We start from the raw sequence: 16,622 nt of genomic DNA on the forward strand, positions 1-16,622 counted from the left end.
GGAGCTGTTGCGCCTGGGGCGCGGTGGGCAGGGCTTCGCACTCTGCCCGGCTCCCTGCTCCGCTCCGCGAAGGGCGGGAGCTGTTGCGCCTGGGGCGCGGTGGGCAGGGCTTCGCACTCTGCCCGGCTCCCTGCTCCGCTCCGCGAAGGGCGGGAGCTGTTGCGCCTTCGGCGCGGTGGGCAGGGCTTCGCTCCCTGCCCAAGCTCCCTGCTCCGCTCCGCGAAGGGCGGGAGCTGTTACTTCCGCAGAAGGTCTAATTCTTCTGCGGTTAGCTCGCGATAGCTGCCAATTTCCAGATTGGCATCCAGCTCCAGGTCACCCATGGCTACGCGCTTCAAATAAACCACGCGCTTGCCTACAGCCTGGAACATTCTTTTCACCTGATGGAACTTGCCTTCATGAATGATCAATGAAATGGAAGAGAATACGCCCTCTTCCGTTTCCTCACGATGAAGAATAGTCAATTCCGCAGGCAAAGTCTCATATCCATCATCCAGCTGAATGCCGACTTTGAATCGTTGCACATCTTCTTCATCAACGTTCCCCAGCACACGAGCTTCATACGTCTTGGGTACATGTTTGCGGGGGGATAACAAATCATGCGCAAGTGGACCGTCATTCGTTAGAATAAGAAGGCCCTCTGTATCTTTGTCCAGTCGTCCCACCGGGAACGGATCGAAGACACGATCTTCTTTACGCAGCAGGTCAATTACCGTTTTATCCCGATTATCTTCAGTTGCCGACACCACGCCAGGTGGTTTGTGCAGCATCAGGTAGATCATTTCCCGATACATGATCCGCTCTCCGTCAGCTTCAATCACGTTCACGTCCGGATTGACCTGCACACCGCTATCTTTCACCGGTTTACCGTCCACACGAATTCTGCCCTGCTTTACCATCTTTTTGAGTTCACTTCGGGACCCCACACCCATATGGCTTAATATTTTATCCAGACGCAGCGTTTGTTTGCCTTTTCCATTCATACCGATGTCCACCTCCAGCCTGCCGGATATTCATTCTTCAGTACACCATCCAGCCATTTCCCCCAGCCGGCAGCGAAACCATCCACACATACCAGTACATAACCTTTGGCTGCCGTATCTGCTTTGCGTTCTACACGCGCTTCTTCGATGTTCAACGTCTCTCCCTTGAGGTACCTTACGGCTTCTCCGTTAGCGGATGATAGATTGATGAATCGCTGCGACTCTGTTGTATGCAAAGCACATGCCAGCGGATGAGAGGGCACAAATCGCCCATTCTTTAAGGTACCCATAAACCATCCTGGCCGAATAACCTTGAGCCCTTCCAGACGAGCAGCACCCACAGAAGATTGATACACCCGATCGCCGTAATACACCGTTTCTCCAGCAAGCTGGATTTCCAGATTTTCTTGTACAAATTGAGCATATACCGCTCCCGGATCGACACTCGCCTGGTCGGCTCCTCGTCCCTGACCCCGTTCGTTTTTGCGGCCACCTCGTTCGTTTCCTTTACCCGGTTTTCCCTGAGTCCTGCCACCACGTGAACTCCTGTCATTGTCATTGCGTTCCCTGGATTCGGTTCTCATGAGACGTTCCCGTTTCCGTTCTTCTTTCGTAAGAGGTGGGGATACATGGATAGATCGGTCCTCGGATTCACCGGGATGCGTGAAATCTCTATCCACTGCCTGTCCAGTCTGGAATTCACTGTTCGCTTCACGACTTGCATCTTTTTCAGCCATAAATTGCGCACGATGCTGCAATACAGCAACATAATGTCCTTCCCCCTCCAACAGATGAGGCCATAACCTCGCAGTGCCGCGAGTTTGGTCCAGCACAGATTCTGTCTCTTCTGCTGTCTCAGGCAGCATCTGACGCACCCAATCCGGGCGCCCTGGGGCAAATCCTGCAGTATCAGGGATGTTATTCACCACAAAATCAGGATTGATGTTCAGAAACTCCGCAATCATCGCTTCATTTTCCTCTGGTGCAAAAGTACATGTGGAATATACTATCGTTCCTCCTGGAGCAAGAAGCTTGGCTGCCGTCTCCAAAATATCCCGCTGCATCAGCACACATTTCTCCACCGAATGATGTTCCCAGGATTTCACCATGTCCTCATCTTTGCGGAACATGCCTTCACCCGAGCAAGGAGCATCGATTAACACTTTATCAAAATAATGAGGGAATGCCTTCGCAATTCGCTCAGGTGACTCGTTCAGTACAACGGCATTACGCACCCCGTACAATTCCACGTTTTTGGCGAGTGCCTTCGTTCGTTCCCCATGGATATCATTCGTAACAAGTACACCTTTCCCCTGAAGCTTGGCTGCGATTTGGGTTGTTTTCCCGCCAGGAGCCGCGCACAAATCAAGCACACGTTCCCCAGGCTGCACATCCAACAATTCAACCGGAGCCATGGCGCTTGGTTCCTGAATATAATACAAGCCTGCATGATAATAAGGATGTAACCCCGGCTTAACCCCGTGAGGCACATAAAAACCCGTTCCGCACCACGGAATGGGTCGCATATCAAATGGAGCAATTTCCTTGAATTGTTCCAGCGATATTTTCAGCGTATTCACTCTCAGCCCCGCATGTGGCGACTGCTCATAAGATTTCATAAATTGTTCAAATTCATCGCCTAACAAGCTTTTCATTCGCTCGGCAAATATCGAAGGCAGCTGTATAGCCATAATCCCACTCATCCTGTCTTGTTAAAATTGCATATAGTTCTATGTTATCATATCCGGGCATGGCTTTCCTATTGATTCATACGTATTCCACTACAGCGTGTAATGTAGTATAATGGCAAGTAGATTGATTGATGTGCAAAAATTCGGGTGTTTATGCATATTATCCCATCCTGTATTTTTGCCAAAACTATATTTCGATATGATCGATGGGGGATGTCTTAATGAAATCCAAGAAGAAAAAGAAAAGTGCTGCGATCCTTATTTTCCTGGGTGTTTTCATTGTAATGATTGCCGTACTCGTTCTGGTGAATCAGCAATCCAAGAAACAAATGGATAGCGTGCAGAATGCCTATGGCATCGCCGCTTCCAAGCTTAATCCCGCAACACGCGAATTGCTGGACGATCCGAACTACCAACAAATTATTTTGCCTGATGATCTGAAAGCCAGAATTAATAACAAAGATAGCTTCTTTGTCTATTTCTTCGCCTCCGATTGCTCACACTGCCGTGCGACAACACCTCAGCTGATGCCATTGGTGGACAGTGAAGGCATCGAGCTTCCTCAGTTCAATCTGCGGGAATTCGATTCCGGTTGGACTGATTATAACATTGAGTACACACCGACTCTGGTATATTACCAGGATGGTGTGGAGAAAGACCGCATGGTTGGCGGACTGCAGGAAAGTGGCAGTGACAACGGTTATACTTTGGATGACTACAAGCAATTTTTCGAGAAATATAAAGGCAGTGCCACTCCATCAGCAAGCTAATCGTATATCCCTATAATATCGAACACCCCGGCCAATTCCTCTAGAGGAGCTGTCGGGGTGTTTTTTATCAAGTCATATGTTGGACACTATGTTATTGATCAAATGAATGATGACTTTCCATGACAAGCTTACTCGCTCTGCAAGTTCTGTTCCTGCTGCAATGCTTTGATCTTCTCTTCATAGATTCGTCCACGTGTAGGACTTCGGCGTTGGGGAATATTGGGCTTCAGTTCAAGGGCTCGTTCCCGAATCTTCTGAACCAGCACCTCATCCTTAATTTGAATGTGCAAATCTCTGTAAGAAAATTTCTGTGGCTCAGTACCCGAAAGTCCATCAACTAGTTCCTGTACTTCTCGCACCAACGGCCCAAGGGCAATGCCTCTCGCAGTTTCCGGATAGGACTTCAGCAGATCTATCGAACTCTGTAACATCATACGTCCCCCACGAAGGTTCGCATTTCTGAAATGGTACAGCCCCACTGCGATTTGCAGTAATCCTTTGTACAGAGAATCCCGATCACGTTCAAGCCACAGCTCTTCCAATACCTCATGGCATTCAAAGTAGTCCTGATCGCGATTGAAGTAGATTAGATAGTCAACATACAGCGGCTCATAGCTGCTCATCCGGGTTTTCGCCCTTTCTGGCCGCATTCAGAAGTGCTTTCACATCATCGAGAAGGTCTTTCAACCCTTCCATATCATGACGCTCCCAGCAGTCATTGAAGCGCTTCTGTGCCTCTATCGCTTCATTCACGAGGTGGTAGAAATACAACTGATGTATGATGCTCAGCGTTCTTGATACGATATTGGAATCATCCTCAAAAGCCTTTTGCGCCTCCAGAATTTGCAGACGAATCGCCGACATTTCATTATCGAGTACAAAAGCGGCTTCAGCCGTTTTTTTCAACCTTGCCCGCATATCATCAGGCAGGCTCTCCCGAAACTTGTAACTCAAGGAGTGTTCAATCGTAGCCCAGAAGTTCATCGCCAGCGTCCGAATCTGAATCTCGGCCAGCACGTTCTTCTGTCCAAGGGCTGTTTGAACAGGATACTCAATAATCATATGGAAACTGCGGTAGCCGCTCTCTTTGAAATTGGTGATATAATCTTTCTCGATTAATACCGTCAAATCCTTACGACCGCGAATATACTCGGCTACCCGCCGAATATCATCCACAAACTGACACATAATGCGGATACCTGCAATATCCTCAATGCCCGTTTCCACCTGATCAAGCGGCACATTCAGGCGTCTGGATTTCTCCAGAATGCTGGATATTTTTTTGACACGACCGGTAACGAATTCGATCGGGGCGTATTCTTCCCTTTTCTTAAGCTCCGCCCGCATCGTTTTAAACTTAACTTTCAATTCCTCTACCGCTTGTTCATAAGGAAGTAAAAATGTACCCCAGTCTCTACCGTCCATGCTTATGCCTCCTGTCTCTATAGCTTCCCCTGTTCTTATCCATTATACATGATGTTAAGCGGGGGGAAGAGTCCCGTACGACATTACCCTCTTCCACGCTTCTAATTTCCAGTTCGGGGAACTTCGAAACAACGCTTAACGATGCTCTGCACCGACAGCTTCCGATATATGGCTGTAGCCGTCTTTGCGCAGCAACTCACGCAGTCCGGCATGAATGCGCCGATTCACTTCAGGTCCTTCATAGATTAATGCCGTATATATTTCCACCAGGCTGGCTCCAGCTTTAATCTTTTCGTAAGCATCTTCGCTAGTGAAAATGCCACCCGATCCGATGATCGGCAGCTTGCCTTCTGTCTGGCGATAGATCTGACGAATGATTTCCGTGGAACGGTCACGCAGCGGTTTGCCACTTAGTCCACCTGTCTCTTTGGCATGCTGATGGGACAGTCCATCTCGGCTGATCGTTGTATTCGTTGCAATGATTCCGGCAACCCCACTATCTGCAATGGTACTTACCATATATTCAAGCTCCTGGTCATTCACATCCGGTGCAATTTTGACCAGCACCGATTTAACGGCACCGCCCGCTCTTTTGCGCTGCGTCTCCATCTCATTCATGACAGCAGCAAGCAATTCCTTCAATTCATTCCCATGTTGCAGATTACGCAAATCCGGTGTATTTGGTGAACTAATATTCACCACAAACAGGTCCGCATAATCGTACAGCGCCCGAATGCATTTTTCATAATCCAGATGCGCTTCTTCATTTGGAGTCGCTTTATTTTTACCTATATTTACGGCCACTGGAATTCGGCGCTCCGTAAGGCGTGCCAATTCACCCGCCATCGCTTCCGCTCCGAGATTATTGAAGCCCATCCGGTTCACCAAGGCCTCATCGGGAGGCAGGCGAAATAAACGCGGCTGGTCGTTGCCAGGCTGTGCAAGCGGTGTGACTGTGCCTACTTCCATGAAGCCAAACCCAATGGAAGAAAAGCCCGTTACAGCCTGTCCGTTTTTGTCCAAACCGGCAGCAAGGCCTACAGGCGTAGGGAAGTGGCAGCCAAACATATCCACAGCCAGATCCGCTGTTTCACGCACGCCATACATGACACGCAAACCGGATGGAACCGGGCGAATACTCCCCATTCCGCTGAGGCCGCCGATAATTAGATGATGGGCCTGCTCAGGGTCCATTTTGAACAACAAGGGTTTAGCAAGACTTCTGTATAACAAATCACTCACTCCGTTCTGGTCCGGTACGCTGAAAAAACTGCTTTCCGTCTTTTTCATATGTAAAAAAACACTCTATACACAAGTCTATCCGTTTCTTCTGCAAAAGGAAAGTAGTTTGAGCATAGACAGAAGCATTTAGCTTAAACTCTAAGCGCTCACAAGAAATCCACCCGCCTACTGGAAATGACGAGTTGAATTCTTTACAATGGGAGCATGGCTAGATCGATATTAGCCTTATTCCATGAAGGAGGAAACAGCCCATGGCTCCCAAACGCAAACCACCTACTTTGCAGCAAAAGAAAGATGAGGTCAACCGGAAAGCGATTATCTGGACGGCAGCCAGCGTCGGTGGACTGATCATTATCATTGGTGCGCTTATTATTATCGCCAACCTGTAAATGCTCCAACCAACTGTTTCTGCATCTACATACTAATCCAGCTTGGATTTTACGTTTTCTTCGGTCTGAATCACTTGGTTTTCCGTTTAATTCAACCAATGATACGTCTTATTCGGATTACTTTGCTTGGGAACGAGTGTGTACCGGTAGCGATTCTTTGCTTCTGGAATAACAGCTGTCTCTGGCAGCAAATCTTTCCCGATGCGTACCGGAGTTCCCTGAGGAGCAAGCGCAAACAGCTCTTCCACATCTTCAGTACTCATCCTCACACATCCAAGGGATTCATCCAGCCCGATACTGTTTGGCTCGTTGGTCCCATGGATGGCATAATTCGTATCAGATAACTGCATTCCTCTACTCCCAAATTCGCCGTTGGAGCGACCATTTGGATTAACAACCTTGTCTGAGATTACAAACGAACCCTCTGGCGTGCGATCTCCCCCAAGCCCCACCTCGTAATTCCGAATAATGGTGTTGCCACTAATCAGTGCAAGCTTATGCCTACTCTTGTCCACAATAATTTCAAGGCGATCCTGCAAAAAAGGCTTTTCGCCTAACGTATCCACAAATGCAGTATTTTTGCCTTGCGTCGAATCTGAAATCTCACGTGTTCCTTCATCTCTATTCTTCCCGTTTTCCCTTTCCCCTTGCTGATGTATGGCTAGTAGTGCCGGGAACAACCGGGTCATGCCTGGTGCAGTTTCTCCCAAAATATTATCAGGAAAGGGCTGGGCAAGCTGTGCCACATTCTTCGGCCAGGTTCCATTTTGTTTTTTATATGTAATCATAGCACTTGACAGCGCTGCCGCGGATTCCTGTTTTGCTGTCCAGGCTTGTGCCAGCCGCTTGATCTCTTGTGATACTTCCGGTGGTTCACAATTACACTGCTTGGCATCATAACTCTGTGCGGTTAATTTGCCATTGCTGTTGGTCTGTACGATGTATTTCACCGACATATTTCGCTTCCACAACGTCCAGTTACCCGCAACCTGCATCCCAAGCACAGCTGATGTCTGCACTTTCGGACCAGAGCCCGACCATGCAGCTGCCAATGCAGCTTCACCCTGGTCACCTCCACCGAATGCCGCTGCTGTAAACACATTGGAATTCACTACAGGAGCCGGATCATCTGCCGGGCTATCTCCTGATTTGTCCGTGGAATCATCCGTCGGTTCCAACGCCGAGGCCAATACATCTGCCGCATCACGATTGAATCCAGGAGCATCTGCAGGGGGTAATCCTGCCAGTACAAGCAGCATCAGCAGAGTGAGCCACATCTTGCGAACACGATGTTTTTTCTCCTTTTGCTCAGCCACCTCGACCAGCTTCTCCTGATAATCCACCCATATATCTGCCGGTGCCTTGCTTCGCTCGAAAGCTTCGTAGACTTCACCCGCCTGCTGAAAACAATAGTTCGCCTTGGCCTCCTGCCCTTCACCCAAATATTCCTTACCGAGTAAATACCAGGCCATTTTATTATCTGGATGTTTCTTTACATAAGTTCTCAAATGAGTATTTTGCATCCGATCCTCCATCATTTCGCCGTATTCCGTTTCTTTCTATATCGGCAATTGATGACAAGAAATCCATAGGACTTGAGTACCCGGATCGAAGCCTCAATATTCGACAAAAAAGCACACTCCCCTGTCCCAAAGACAGAAAAATGTGCTTTTGTATATTTCATATGAAAGGAATTAGCCTTCTTTATTGAAAGGTTCATCCGCTACTTTAATGGAGTCCGTAGGGCAGCCGTCGCAAGCATCCTGCATGTCGTCGAACAAGTCATCCGGAATTGCCTTGATCCCTTTGTTGGCATCCCCATCGAAAATTACTTCTGCCAAACCTTCATCATCATAATCATAAATGTCTGGCGCCGTTGCTCCACATGCTCCGCACGCAATACATGTATCCTTTTCAACCCAAGTAAATTTACTCATTACCTATCTCTCCTCCTATTATTCAAAAACGTACAGTATTTTTATCTAGAAACATATTAATACAAAGTAAGAGTTATTACAAATCATTTTAACAGCCTCAAGACTCCATTATGCCCTATTTAATCAAGACTTTGCAAATTATCTTTTTGCAGCGAAGTTCCCCGCACTTTATGATTGCGTAGTAATACGGAAGGATCATCCCCCAGCATTCCAGCTGTAACGATAGCATTTTCGCCAAATTTGTCACGCAACTGATCCATAATGCGAATCAGGTTTTCCTTCTTCGGCTCCTGCTCATATTCAAACAGATCAAGCTGTATCGCCGACTCCTCGCGCGGGATTAGCGTTTGAAGGGTTACCCCCAGCATACGAACCGGCTTGCCCCCGCCCCAATGTTTCGCAAACAAAGCACAGGCTTCCCGGTATATGACCGACGCATCTTCAGTAGGCACTTCCATCATGCGCGATCTCGTAATGGTCTTCATATCCGGTGTACGAATCGTAATCTGAATGCCCTGACTGAGCATTTCGTGCTTGCGCAACCGTCTGGCAACCTGGTCACTTATATTCAGTAACACCCGATGCACATCATCCATTTCAGATATATCCGCAGGTAACGTTGTCGTGTGTCCAATCGATTTATTCGCTTCACGTTCAGCCTGAACTGCTGAATGATTAATGCCGTTTGCTGAATTTTTTAACCAAGAGCCATTGATTCCAAACACATCGGTTAACATCCGCTCGTCTGATTTGGCCAACTGTCCTATCGTTTCAATGCCCAGCTTCTTCAGCTTTTCAGCTGTTTTTTTACCGATGCCAAACATCTCGTTACACGGTCTATGCCATAAAATCTGAGGCACATCTCTCATCCGCAAAATGGAAATGCCATTAGGCTTTTTCAAATCAGAGGCCATCTTGGCAAGCAGCTTGTTGGGTGCAATTCCGATCGAACAAGGCATCCCCAATTCATCCCGGATTCGGTTCTGAATACTCTCTGCAATTTCCAGCGGTGTACCGAACTGTCTGGACCCTGTAATATCGAGGTAACATTCATCGATCGAGGTCGCTTCGAGCAGCGGCGTATAACTGTAAGCTATTTTCATGAATTCTCTCGAATACCTTCGATACAAATGAAAATCCGGTCGAATCACTATTAAGTCAGGACACTTCTTCAGCGCTTGATGAACGACCATGCCTGTGGAGATGCCCCTTCTGCGAGCTGTGTACGAACAAGTTACAATGACGCCTTTGCGCACTTCACTGCTGCCAGCAACGGCCGTCGCTTTTCCTCTATATAATTCCGGTTCCTCGGCTTCATGTACAGAGCAATAAAAAGCATTCATATCGACATGCAGAATCACTCGTCCGGCGGCAGGATAATATCGATCTACGTTCATGTTATTATTCGTTTGGTCTGAAGACATGATCTACTACCGCCCTTTCATATACACTATTCCTCGAAAAGCATTCTCTTATCTATTATATCAAAATCCCTTATGTAAATATCATTCATATCCCCTTATTTTCGGAGAGATTTAACGATCATTCGAATGACACCCCACACGGAAACGACCATAATAGCGATCAAAATGAAAGAAATGATTATATTCTCCCAAACAATAGTCATCTTCTTCCCTCCATTTATACAGAACAAATTTAGAATCCATATTTAATCCCGGAATAGCTGCATATAGATGAAGCATAACATATTACAAGACTACTGTTTACAACACACTCTACTCTACAATCCATCATTTGTTACACCAAATGGTGAATTCGATGTAGCATTTGGCGATAATGGTGCTATAATAATTAATTATACAAATTCACGATTTTAGGACAAATCTACACTTTGAATTTAATACAGTGTAGCGTTACAGAATCGAAGGATTCGTCACCCATATGATCAACCGTTTTCTTAAACACACCATTAAACTTTCTAAAAAAAAGCGCTTCATCTTAAAGGAGGATCTTCATGTCAAAGGCCATCTCCATCTTCGATACGACTTTACGTGACGGCACACAAGGGGAGGGAGTCAGCTTATCGGCAGATGACAAGCTCAAAATTGCCAAGAAGCTTGATGACCTCGGTGCTCATTATATTGAAGGCGGAATTCCCGGCAGTAACACCAAGGACATTGAGTTTTTCAAAAGAGTCAAGGAATTGAACCTGAATGCCAAAATTGTCGCTTTTGGCAGCACGCGCCGTAAAGGCAGCATTGCGAGTGAAGACGCCAATTTGAAGCGCATGATTGAATCAGGTGCTCAGGCAGCGACGCTGGTTGGTAAATCATGGGATTTCCACGTGCACACGGCTTTGCAAACCACTTTGGAAGAAAACCTGTCCATGATCTACGATTCTATTGTCTACCTGAAACAAAACGGCATGGAAGTCATCTTTGATGCAGAGCATTTCTTCGACGGATTCAAGCACAACCCGGAATATGCACAGGCCGTGCTGACCAAAGCCCATGAAGCCGGAGCGGACTGGCTTGTGATGTGCGATACCAATGGCGGAACGATGCCACATGAAGTGTATGAGATCGTATCCACACTGGCTGAGCGCCTTCCACAGGCTCAATTGGGTATTCATACTCATAATGATTGTGAACTTGCTGTCGCCAATACGTTAAGCGCTGTACAAGCTGGGGCCAGACAGGTCCAGGGTACAATGAACGGTTACGGAGAGAGATGTGGTAACGCCAACCTCGCTTCCATTATTCCTAATTTGCAACTGAAGCTTGGATATGAATGCGTGTCTGAGGATTCGATGCGACAACTCACAAATGTGGCCCGTTACGTTAGTGAGATTGCCAATGTAAATATGCCGATCAATCAGCCATATGTCGGAAATGCTGCTTTCGCCCACAAGGGTGGCATCCACGTCTCAGCTATATTGCGTGATTCGCGAACCTACGAACATATCGCGCCCGAGCTTGTAGGGAACAAACAGCGTGTACTCGTCTCCGAACTGGCAGGACAAAGCAACATCGTGTCCAAAGCACAGGAACTGGGTCTTGAATTCGATCCGAGCAGTGCCAACTCACGTCAGATCATTGAGAAGATCAAAGATCTGGAACATCAGGGTTATCAGTTCGAAGGCGCCGATGCCTCGCTTGAATTGTTGATTCGTGAAGCCAACGGTGACATGAAAGAATTGTTTACCTTTGAATCATTCAAGATGCTTGTTGAAAAAGTGGCTGGCAAGCCGGTTGTTTCGGAAGCCTTTGTTAAACTTAATGTAGGCGGGACAAGTGCTTATACTGCGGCTGAAGGCAATGGTCCAGTCAATGCACTGGATAACGCGCTTCGTAAAGCCCTTGTGCAATACTTCCCTTCCCTTGCCAACATGCATCTCTCCGACTATAAAGTACGTGTTTTGGATGAAAAAGACGCTACCGCAGCGAAGGTTCGTGTATTAATTGAATCCAAAAACACCGAAAACACGTGGAATACGGTCGGTGTGTCCGAGAACGTGATTGAAGCGAGCTGGGAAGCACTTGTACACAGTTTCCGTTATGCCCTTCTTCAGGAAAAATTGCAGCACGAGCCTGATGTAGTCAACATACCTGCTCACGGACTAAGCAACCATTAATGCATATTTCCCGGAAAATAAAAAAAGCGCCTGTCTCCAATAAACATTGGAAGACGGGCGCTTTTGCTTCTCGCTTGGCTAATCCGTAATTAATCCCTTAATTTTGCGCTCCAGCTCTTTTTCTGGCAGAATCCCCAGGATAATTTCCTGTACGACACCTCTGGAGTCAATCAGTACATTCGTCGGAAAAGCGATACCGTTATATTTGGCATATGCTGTTCCGTCTTCATCAAGCAAAATAGGGAACGTCAGTTTGTATTCATCCACAAAGGCTTTGGCATCCCTGATTTTATCGTACGTGGTTACATTCACACCGTACAGATCCAGTTTATCTTTGTATTTTGCTGCCAATGTATTAAGCTCAGGAGCCTCCTGCTTGCACGGTTCACACCAGGATGCCCAGAAACTGACGAAGATGGCCTTTTCCTTGGCTCCGCCTACAGAGTAGGTTTTCCCATCCATGGCGTGCAAAGAGAAGGCTGGTGCCAGTAGACCTGCCTTTGGCCCCGTCTCTGTGGGCATCGGCTCCTCTTGCTTAAAAACGGCTGCAATTCCGTTGTCTGCATTTTGAGCCAAAGCAATGCCCACAAGCAATACAACACCCAGCAGTATGTATATGTTTCGTTTCATGGCCAGCCACCCTTTTATTTGATCAGCACATCTAACGCAAATGCAGCAGATGGTAACGCTTTTTTGGACTTAATCCAAATGCGTTCTTTCATATTGTACCCTGTTCCTTTAAAATTTTACAATCCGGGTTAAACAAAATAAAATTAAAAAAGGACTCCTGCCGAAGCAGGAGCCAAAGAGAGAGGGGTGAATACAAATGGCAGCACTCCACGGGCAGCAGAACAGCTTCTACATCCCCCGCTCCGTAGAGCAAGAAATGTCTAAGCATATGTTCGCGTCGCTGCCAATGGAAGCCTGCGGGGTTGTGCTGGGTGAAGCCGCAGCGGGCGGCATACGAATCAGTCGGTTTCAGCCGATTCGTAACGTAGCGCCTGACCCGCTGCACCATTTCTCGCTGGATGATGCAGACTGGATTCGTTGTGTGTTCAATGAGCCACAATTAATCGGACTCTTTCACTCCCACCCCCGAACCACGCCCATTCCTTCCAACGAGGATCTGCGTAACCTACCGATTTTCGCCGGATTGCTCCAGGTATATCTTATCGGGTCGCCTGATCTTAATGCTGAATCACAACCAAAGATGCTTCTAAACGGTTATCAGATCCACACAGGTCCTGATTCATCCATTGGAATGGCCCATGTCCATTCTTACAGCTTACAGGCCACCCAGCTATGCGTGACTTAACTGGGTGTACAGATCGCCCAATGTGTTTACATTTTGATGAGTCATATCCTCCAGATAACAGGACCATAATTGTGCAGTCATTTTGGCATCCTCCAAGGCGTGATGGCGTCCATAGATTGGAATGCCTCTGGATTCCAGCAATTCATCCAGCCCATAGCCTGTTCTGCTCGGTTCAAGCCAACGCGCCAGCATCATCGTATCAATGAGCCGGTGCGTGAGCCTTACTTTGGATGTCCGCCATAAGGCCGCATTCAGAAAAGCCCGGTCATGCGCGCTTGCATGAGCAACCAGTACACTCCCGCCAACAAAAGACATGAAATCATGCAAGCCTTCCAGCAGCGACGGAGCATCCAGCGTCATTTCCTGTGTAATTCCCGTTAATTCGGTAATGTGTTCCGGAACGGAGACTTTGGACTGAACCAACGTATAGAACTGCTCATTCTCCAGCATGACACCGCCATGAATGCGCACCGCCCCAAAGGAAAGAATCTCATCCCCATGTTGGGGAGAGAAGCCTGTCGTTTCCAGATCAAATACGACCGCATTCAACTCGTTCAAGGGCGTGTGCAGCACCTCGGGTCTGCGCTGCTCTCTCATCATCGAACGGATAAACGCCATATGTTGCGCCGTAGGGGCTCCCATTATGGAAGCGATGGCGGAAGGAACCCCTCCCTGGCGCAGCGAATTCCAAAATCCAGTATTGCCCCTTGCCGGCTCTCTCATGGACGTCTCCTTTCTGCAAACCGAAGTTGTCTTTGCAGCGCACGATGTACTCGCCGCACCAACCCTAACGTATCCCGGAGCTCATAAAGCATTTGTTTTTCCTTCAACTGTTTCTCATTCAGGAAACCACCGCTATGCTGCAATCCATGTTTGATCACAATAGGTGTACTGCGTCGAAGCCTCAAAGCTGTCATAAATGCACGCTGAGCTGCATCCAGCAAAGTAAGCGGAACTGCTTCAAGCGAAACCAACCTCTGAATTCGCTTGAGCGTGGATGTTTCCTTGATACCATGCTGCAAAGCCAGAAAACGCGCACTGTTCACCAGCGGAATGTACAAGCCGTATTTCACATCAAACCCACCTGCATGTTCACCGAATCGTTCGGTCACTACCCGTCCGAGGATGTTGAGTGTCGCCTTGTGTTTAACGGTATTGCGCAGCACGGCATCGGAAAGCTCAGGAACTGACCTGAACCCTTCATAAAACGCAGAAATCCATTCCTCCGCCAGCTCAGGCTCACCCGCAACAAAACGCATGTCAGAAGCGATAATCAAATTGCGAACCGGCTCCCATGACAGATCCGATCCCCATGCTTTCAGTTGTTCCTTCCATGATTCCAGCGTTTTCCTCCATAAAGACTCAGAACACATCACTTTGCCTTCACATTTGGCATAGCCTAGTTCCTCCAGCATATCGGTCATTCGAAGTCCGAGTTCGGCAAAATATGTTTCTTTATCCTCATGCGGGGTATCGCTGATTATCATGCCATTGTCCTGATCACTCCATAACGTCGCTTCCTGCCTGCCGGAACTGCCAAAAACGATAAAGGCATAGGGGACGGGAGGTCGGCCTAGGCCTTCCTCTACCATCCCCTGGATGCATAACTCTACTGCGCGCCGAGCAACCCGGTCATGCAGTTCATTTACCGTCTGGTACCATTCAATCGGCGACAAGGAAGCGGACAACAGTTCCAGGAGCTCATTCTGCAATATCACACGTGCCTGGCGCAGTTCTTGAGAAGATGCCGCACCATCTATTCCCTGATAGGACCAGGATTGATTTATATACGGGATGGGTTCCATCATATCCAGCCTCCTTGAAGCATGATTCAGCAATCATTCCTCTTAGGAGCTGAACGTACCGCCATTGGATTTCGTTTCACCATTTTTCATTTGTTCAGGGTACCCGTAAGTACCATGCTCACTTAAATCCAGACCCATCGTCTCTTCTTCTTCCGTTACACGGATTCCCATGACAGCTTTCATACCACCGAGAATAATGAAGGACATGACCAGTACGAAGGCAAATGCACCTGCCAGACCCAAAAGCTGAACACCCAGTTGGTGGAAACCACCGCCATAGAACAGACCCGCTTGACCTACGCCTGCATTCTCAGCAAGTTCCGGTGTTGCGAACAAACCTGTGGAGATTGCTCCCCACATACCGGCAATACCGTGTACAGAGAAAGCATAGATTGGATCGTCAATTCCTTTGCGCTCAAAGTATTGAGCTGTGAAGAATGTGATAATACCAGCCAGAGCACCAATAACCAGAGCTGCCCATGGTTCAACGAAAGCACAAGCACCTGTGATGGCAACCAGTGCCGCGAGCACACCATTCAGCATGCTAGGAATATCGGATTTACCCAATACAGCCCATGAGATTAACAGTGCAGCAACACCACCCGCAGCCGCAGCTACGTTTGTAGTTAATGCCACATAACCGAAGAATCCATCACCCATAGCAGATAATGTACTACCTGGGTTGAAACCGAACCAGCCGATCCAGAGGATAATTACACCCAGTACGGAGTAAACCTGGTTATGACCTGGAATGATGTTAGGTTTACCATCTTTGTTATATTTGCCGATACGCGGCTTCAACAGGATTGTTGCTACCAGTGCAGCAGTCGCACCCGTCAAGTGGACAACTGTGGAGCCTGCAAAATCTTGCATACCAAGCTCAGCCAACCAGCCGCCGCCCCATACCCAGTGAGCAACAACAGGATACATAATAATGGTATACAGCGTACCAAAAACGATATATACACTCATCTTTGCACGTTCTGCCATACCACCGCAGGCAATCGCCAGGGATACCGCTGCAAAGGCAAGGTGGAATACAAATTTGATTGTTAGCGGAACATCAGAGAAGGCTAGTGATTCGAACGAAGCAGCCATTCCGTCCCCACTCAGGAAAAATCCGGTTGTTCCGAAGAAACTGTTACCATTGCCGAAACCAAGACCGAAGCCCAGAGCCCAGAAGGCAATAACCGAAATTCCCAATGTCAGGATGGTTTTACCTGCAATGTGTCCTGCGTTTTTCATTCGAGTCGAACCCGCTTCAAGTAGAGCAAATCCCCCTTGCATCAGGAAAACGAGCACAACAGCCAGAAACGTAAAGGCTGAGTTAAGACCGCTTTGAAGTTCGATGTTAGTCGGCCCCTCCGCAGCTGCAAATGCGCTGACCGGGAAAGCCAGTAACGTGAGCATTATTAACACCGACACCAACCATTTCTTTCTCATATACCCCACTCCCTCTTGTGTTAAGTT

16 protein-coding genes are annotated in these 16,622 nt (G+C 47.8%); 4 read left to right on the forward strand and 12 right to left on the reverse strand.

Translation table 11 applies throughout. From position 1 onward, the window contains the following. Positions 1–236: 236 nt before the first annotated feature. Both Q0V21_RS13825 and Q0V21_RS13830 read right to left on the reverse strand, forming a co-directional pair. A complete protein-coding gene (locus Q0V21_RS13825; protein ID WP_301879384.1) occupies positions 237–983 on the reverse strand; it encodes a pseudouridine synthase in 747 nt (248 codons plus the stop codon). Continuing rightward, positions 980–2,674 carry an RsmB/NOP family class I SAM-dependent RNA methyltransferase gene (locus tag Q0V21_RS13830; protein ID WP_301879385.1) on the reverse strand — a complete coding sequence of 565 codons (1,695 nt, stop codon included), beginning with the start codon at positions 2,672–2,674 and terminating at the stop codon, positions 980–982. The genes Q0V21_RS13825 and Q0V21_RS13830 overlap by 4 nt, the downstream gene beginning before the upstream one ends. A 221-nt stretch (positions 2,675–2,895) precedes the next feature. Between Q0V21_RS13830 and Q0V21_RS13835 the strand changes: the two genes are divergently transcribed. Next, complete coding sequence (locus Q0V21_RS13835) at positions 2,896–3,444, forward strand: thioredoxin family protein (protein WP_079347252.1); 549 nt, start codon at positions 2,896–2,898, stop codon at positions 3,442–3,444. 128 nt (positions 3,445–3,572) lie between these two features. Here the strand turns inward: Q0V21_RS13835 and Q0V21_RS13840 are convergent, their stop codons facing one another. The 3 genes from Q0V21_RS13840 to Q0V21_RS13850 form a co-directional block, all read right to left on the reverse strand. Then, the gene (locus tag Q0V21_RS13840; protein ID WP_079347255.1) at positions 3,573–4,067 is read right to left on the reverse strand and encodes a DUF309 domain-containing protein; all 495 of its coding nucleotides are present in this window, start codon (positions 4,065–4,067) and stop codon (positions 3,573–3,575) included. Continuing rightward, the gene (yjbM, locus tag Q0V21_RS13845) at positions 4,054–4,869 is read right to left on the reverse strand and encodes a GTP diphosphokinase (RefSeq protein WP_063564788.1); all 816 of its coding nucleotides are present in this window, start codon (positions 4,867–4,869) and stop codon (positions 4,054–4,056) included. Before yjbM ends, Q0V21_RS13840 begins: the two co-directional genes overlap by 14 nt. A gap of 135 nt (positions 4,870–5,004) precedes the next feature. Next, complete coding sequence (locus tag Q0V21_RS13850; RefSeq protein WP_024629254.1) at positions 5,005–6,102, reverse strand: quinone-dependent dihydroorotate dehydrogenase; 1,098 nt, start codon at positions 6,100–6,102, stop codon at positions 5,005–5,007. Positions 6,103–6,362: 260 nt separating this feature from the next. Between Q0V21_RS13850 and Q0V21_RS13855 the strand changes: the two genes are divergently transcribed. Next, positions 6,363–6,500: a hypothetical protein gene (locus tag Q0V21_RS13855; protein ID WP_162842436.1), complete on the forward strand. Its 138-nt coding sequence runs from the start codon at positions 6,363–6,365 to the stop codon at positions 6,498–6,500. Positions 6,501–6,586: 86 nt separating this feature from the next. Here the strand turns inward: Q0V21_RS13855 and Q0V21_RS13860 are convergent, their stop codons facing one another. The 3 genes from Q0V21_RS13860 to Q0V21_RS13870 all read right to left on the reverse strand — a co-directional run bounded on the left by Q0V21_RS13860 (position 6,587) and on the right by Q0V21_RS13870 (position 9,861). Continuing rightward, a complete protein-coding gene (locus Q0V21_RS13860) occupies positions 6,587–8,023 on the reverse strand; it encodes a L,D-transpeptidase family protein (protein ID WP_301879392.1) in 1,437 nt (478 codons plus the stop codon). 171 nt (positions 8,024–8,194) lie between these two features. Beyond that, positions 8,195–8,437, reverse strand: coding sequence for a ferredoxin (locus Q0V21_RS13865; protein WP_024629252.1), 243 nt, complete (start codon positions 8,435–8,437; stop codon positions 8,195–8,197). Between the two features lie 119 nt (positions 8,438–8,556). Then, entirely contained in the window at positions 8,557–9,861 is a 1,305-nt protein-coding gene (locus tag Q0V21_RS13870) for a DNA polymerase IV (RefSeq protein WP_301879393.1), read from the reverse strand. Positions 9,862–10,412: 551 nt separating this feature from the next. On the opposite strand from Q0V21_RS13870, the gene cimA reads away from it, so the two are divergent. Further along, a complete protein-coding gene (gene cimA / locus Q0V21_RS13875) occupies positions 10,413–12,032 on the forward strand; it encodes a citramalate synthase (protein WP_301879394.1) in 1,620 nt (539 codons plus the stop codon). Between the two features lie 78 nt (positions 12,033–12,110). Here the strand turns inward: cimA and Q0V21_RS13880 are convergent, their stop codons facing one another. Next, positions 12,111–12,662, reverse strand: a complete 552-nt coding sequence (locus Q0V21_RS13880; protein ID WP_301879395.1) for a TlpA disulfide reductase family protein — start codon at positions 12,660–12,662, stop codon at positions 12,111–12,113. 196 nt (positions 12,663–12,858) lie between these two features. Between Q0V21_RS13880 and Q0V21_RS13885 the strand changes: the two genes are divergently transcribed. Beyond that, positions 12,859–13,347, forward strand: a complete 489-nt coding sequence (locus Q0V21_RS13885; protein ID WP_301879396.1) for a M67 family metallopeptidase — start codon at positions 12,859–12,861, stop codon at positions 13,345–13,347. Here the strand turns inward: Q0V21_RS13885 and Q0V21_RS13890 are convergent. Genes Q0V21_RS13890 through Q0V21_RS13900 form a run of 3 tightly spaced genes read right to left on the reverse strand, consistent with a single transcriptional unit; the run spans position 13,333 to position 16,595 of the window. Further along, positions 13,333–14,070 (reverse strand): exonuclease domain-containing protein, encoded by a 738-nt coding sequence (locus tag Q0V21_RS13890; protein WP_301879397.1) that lies wholly within the window; start codon positions 14,068–14,070, stop codon positions 13,333–13,335. The two genes, Q0V21_RS13885 and Q0V21_RS13890, sit on opposite strands and share 15 nt — an antisense overlap. Then, on the reverse strand, positions 14,067–15,161 hold the full coding sequence (locus Q0V21_RS13895) for a DUF294 nucleotidyltransferase-like domain-containing protein (RefSeq protein ID WP_024629246.1): 1,095 nt from the start codon (positions 15,159–15,161) through the stop codon (positions 14,067–14,069). The genes Q0V21_RS13890 and Q0V21_RS13895 overlap by 4 nt, the downstream gene beginning before the upstream one ends. A 33-nt stretch (positions 15,162–15,194) precedes the next feature. Then, complete coding sequence (locus Q0V21_RS13900; protein ID WP_079347272.1) at positions 15,195–16,595, reverse strand: ammonium transporter; 1,401 nt, start codon at positions 16,593–16,595, stop codon at positions 15,195–15,197. Positions 16,596–16,622 lie beyond the last annotated feature (27 nt).

Source organism: Paenibacillus sp. 11B (assembly GCF_030487755.1).
In the GTDB taxonomy this organism is placed as follows: Bacteria; Bacillota; Bacilli; order Paenibacillales; family Paenibacillaceae; genus Paenibacillus; species Paenibacillus vandeheii.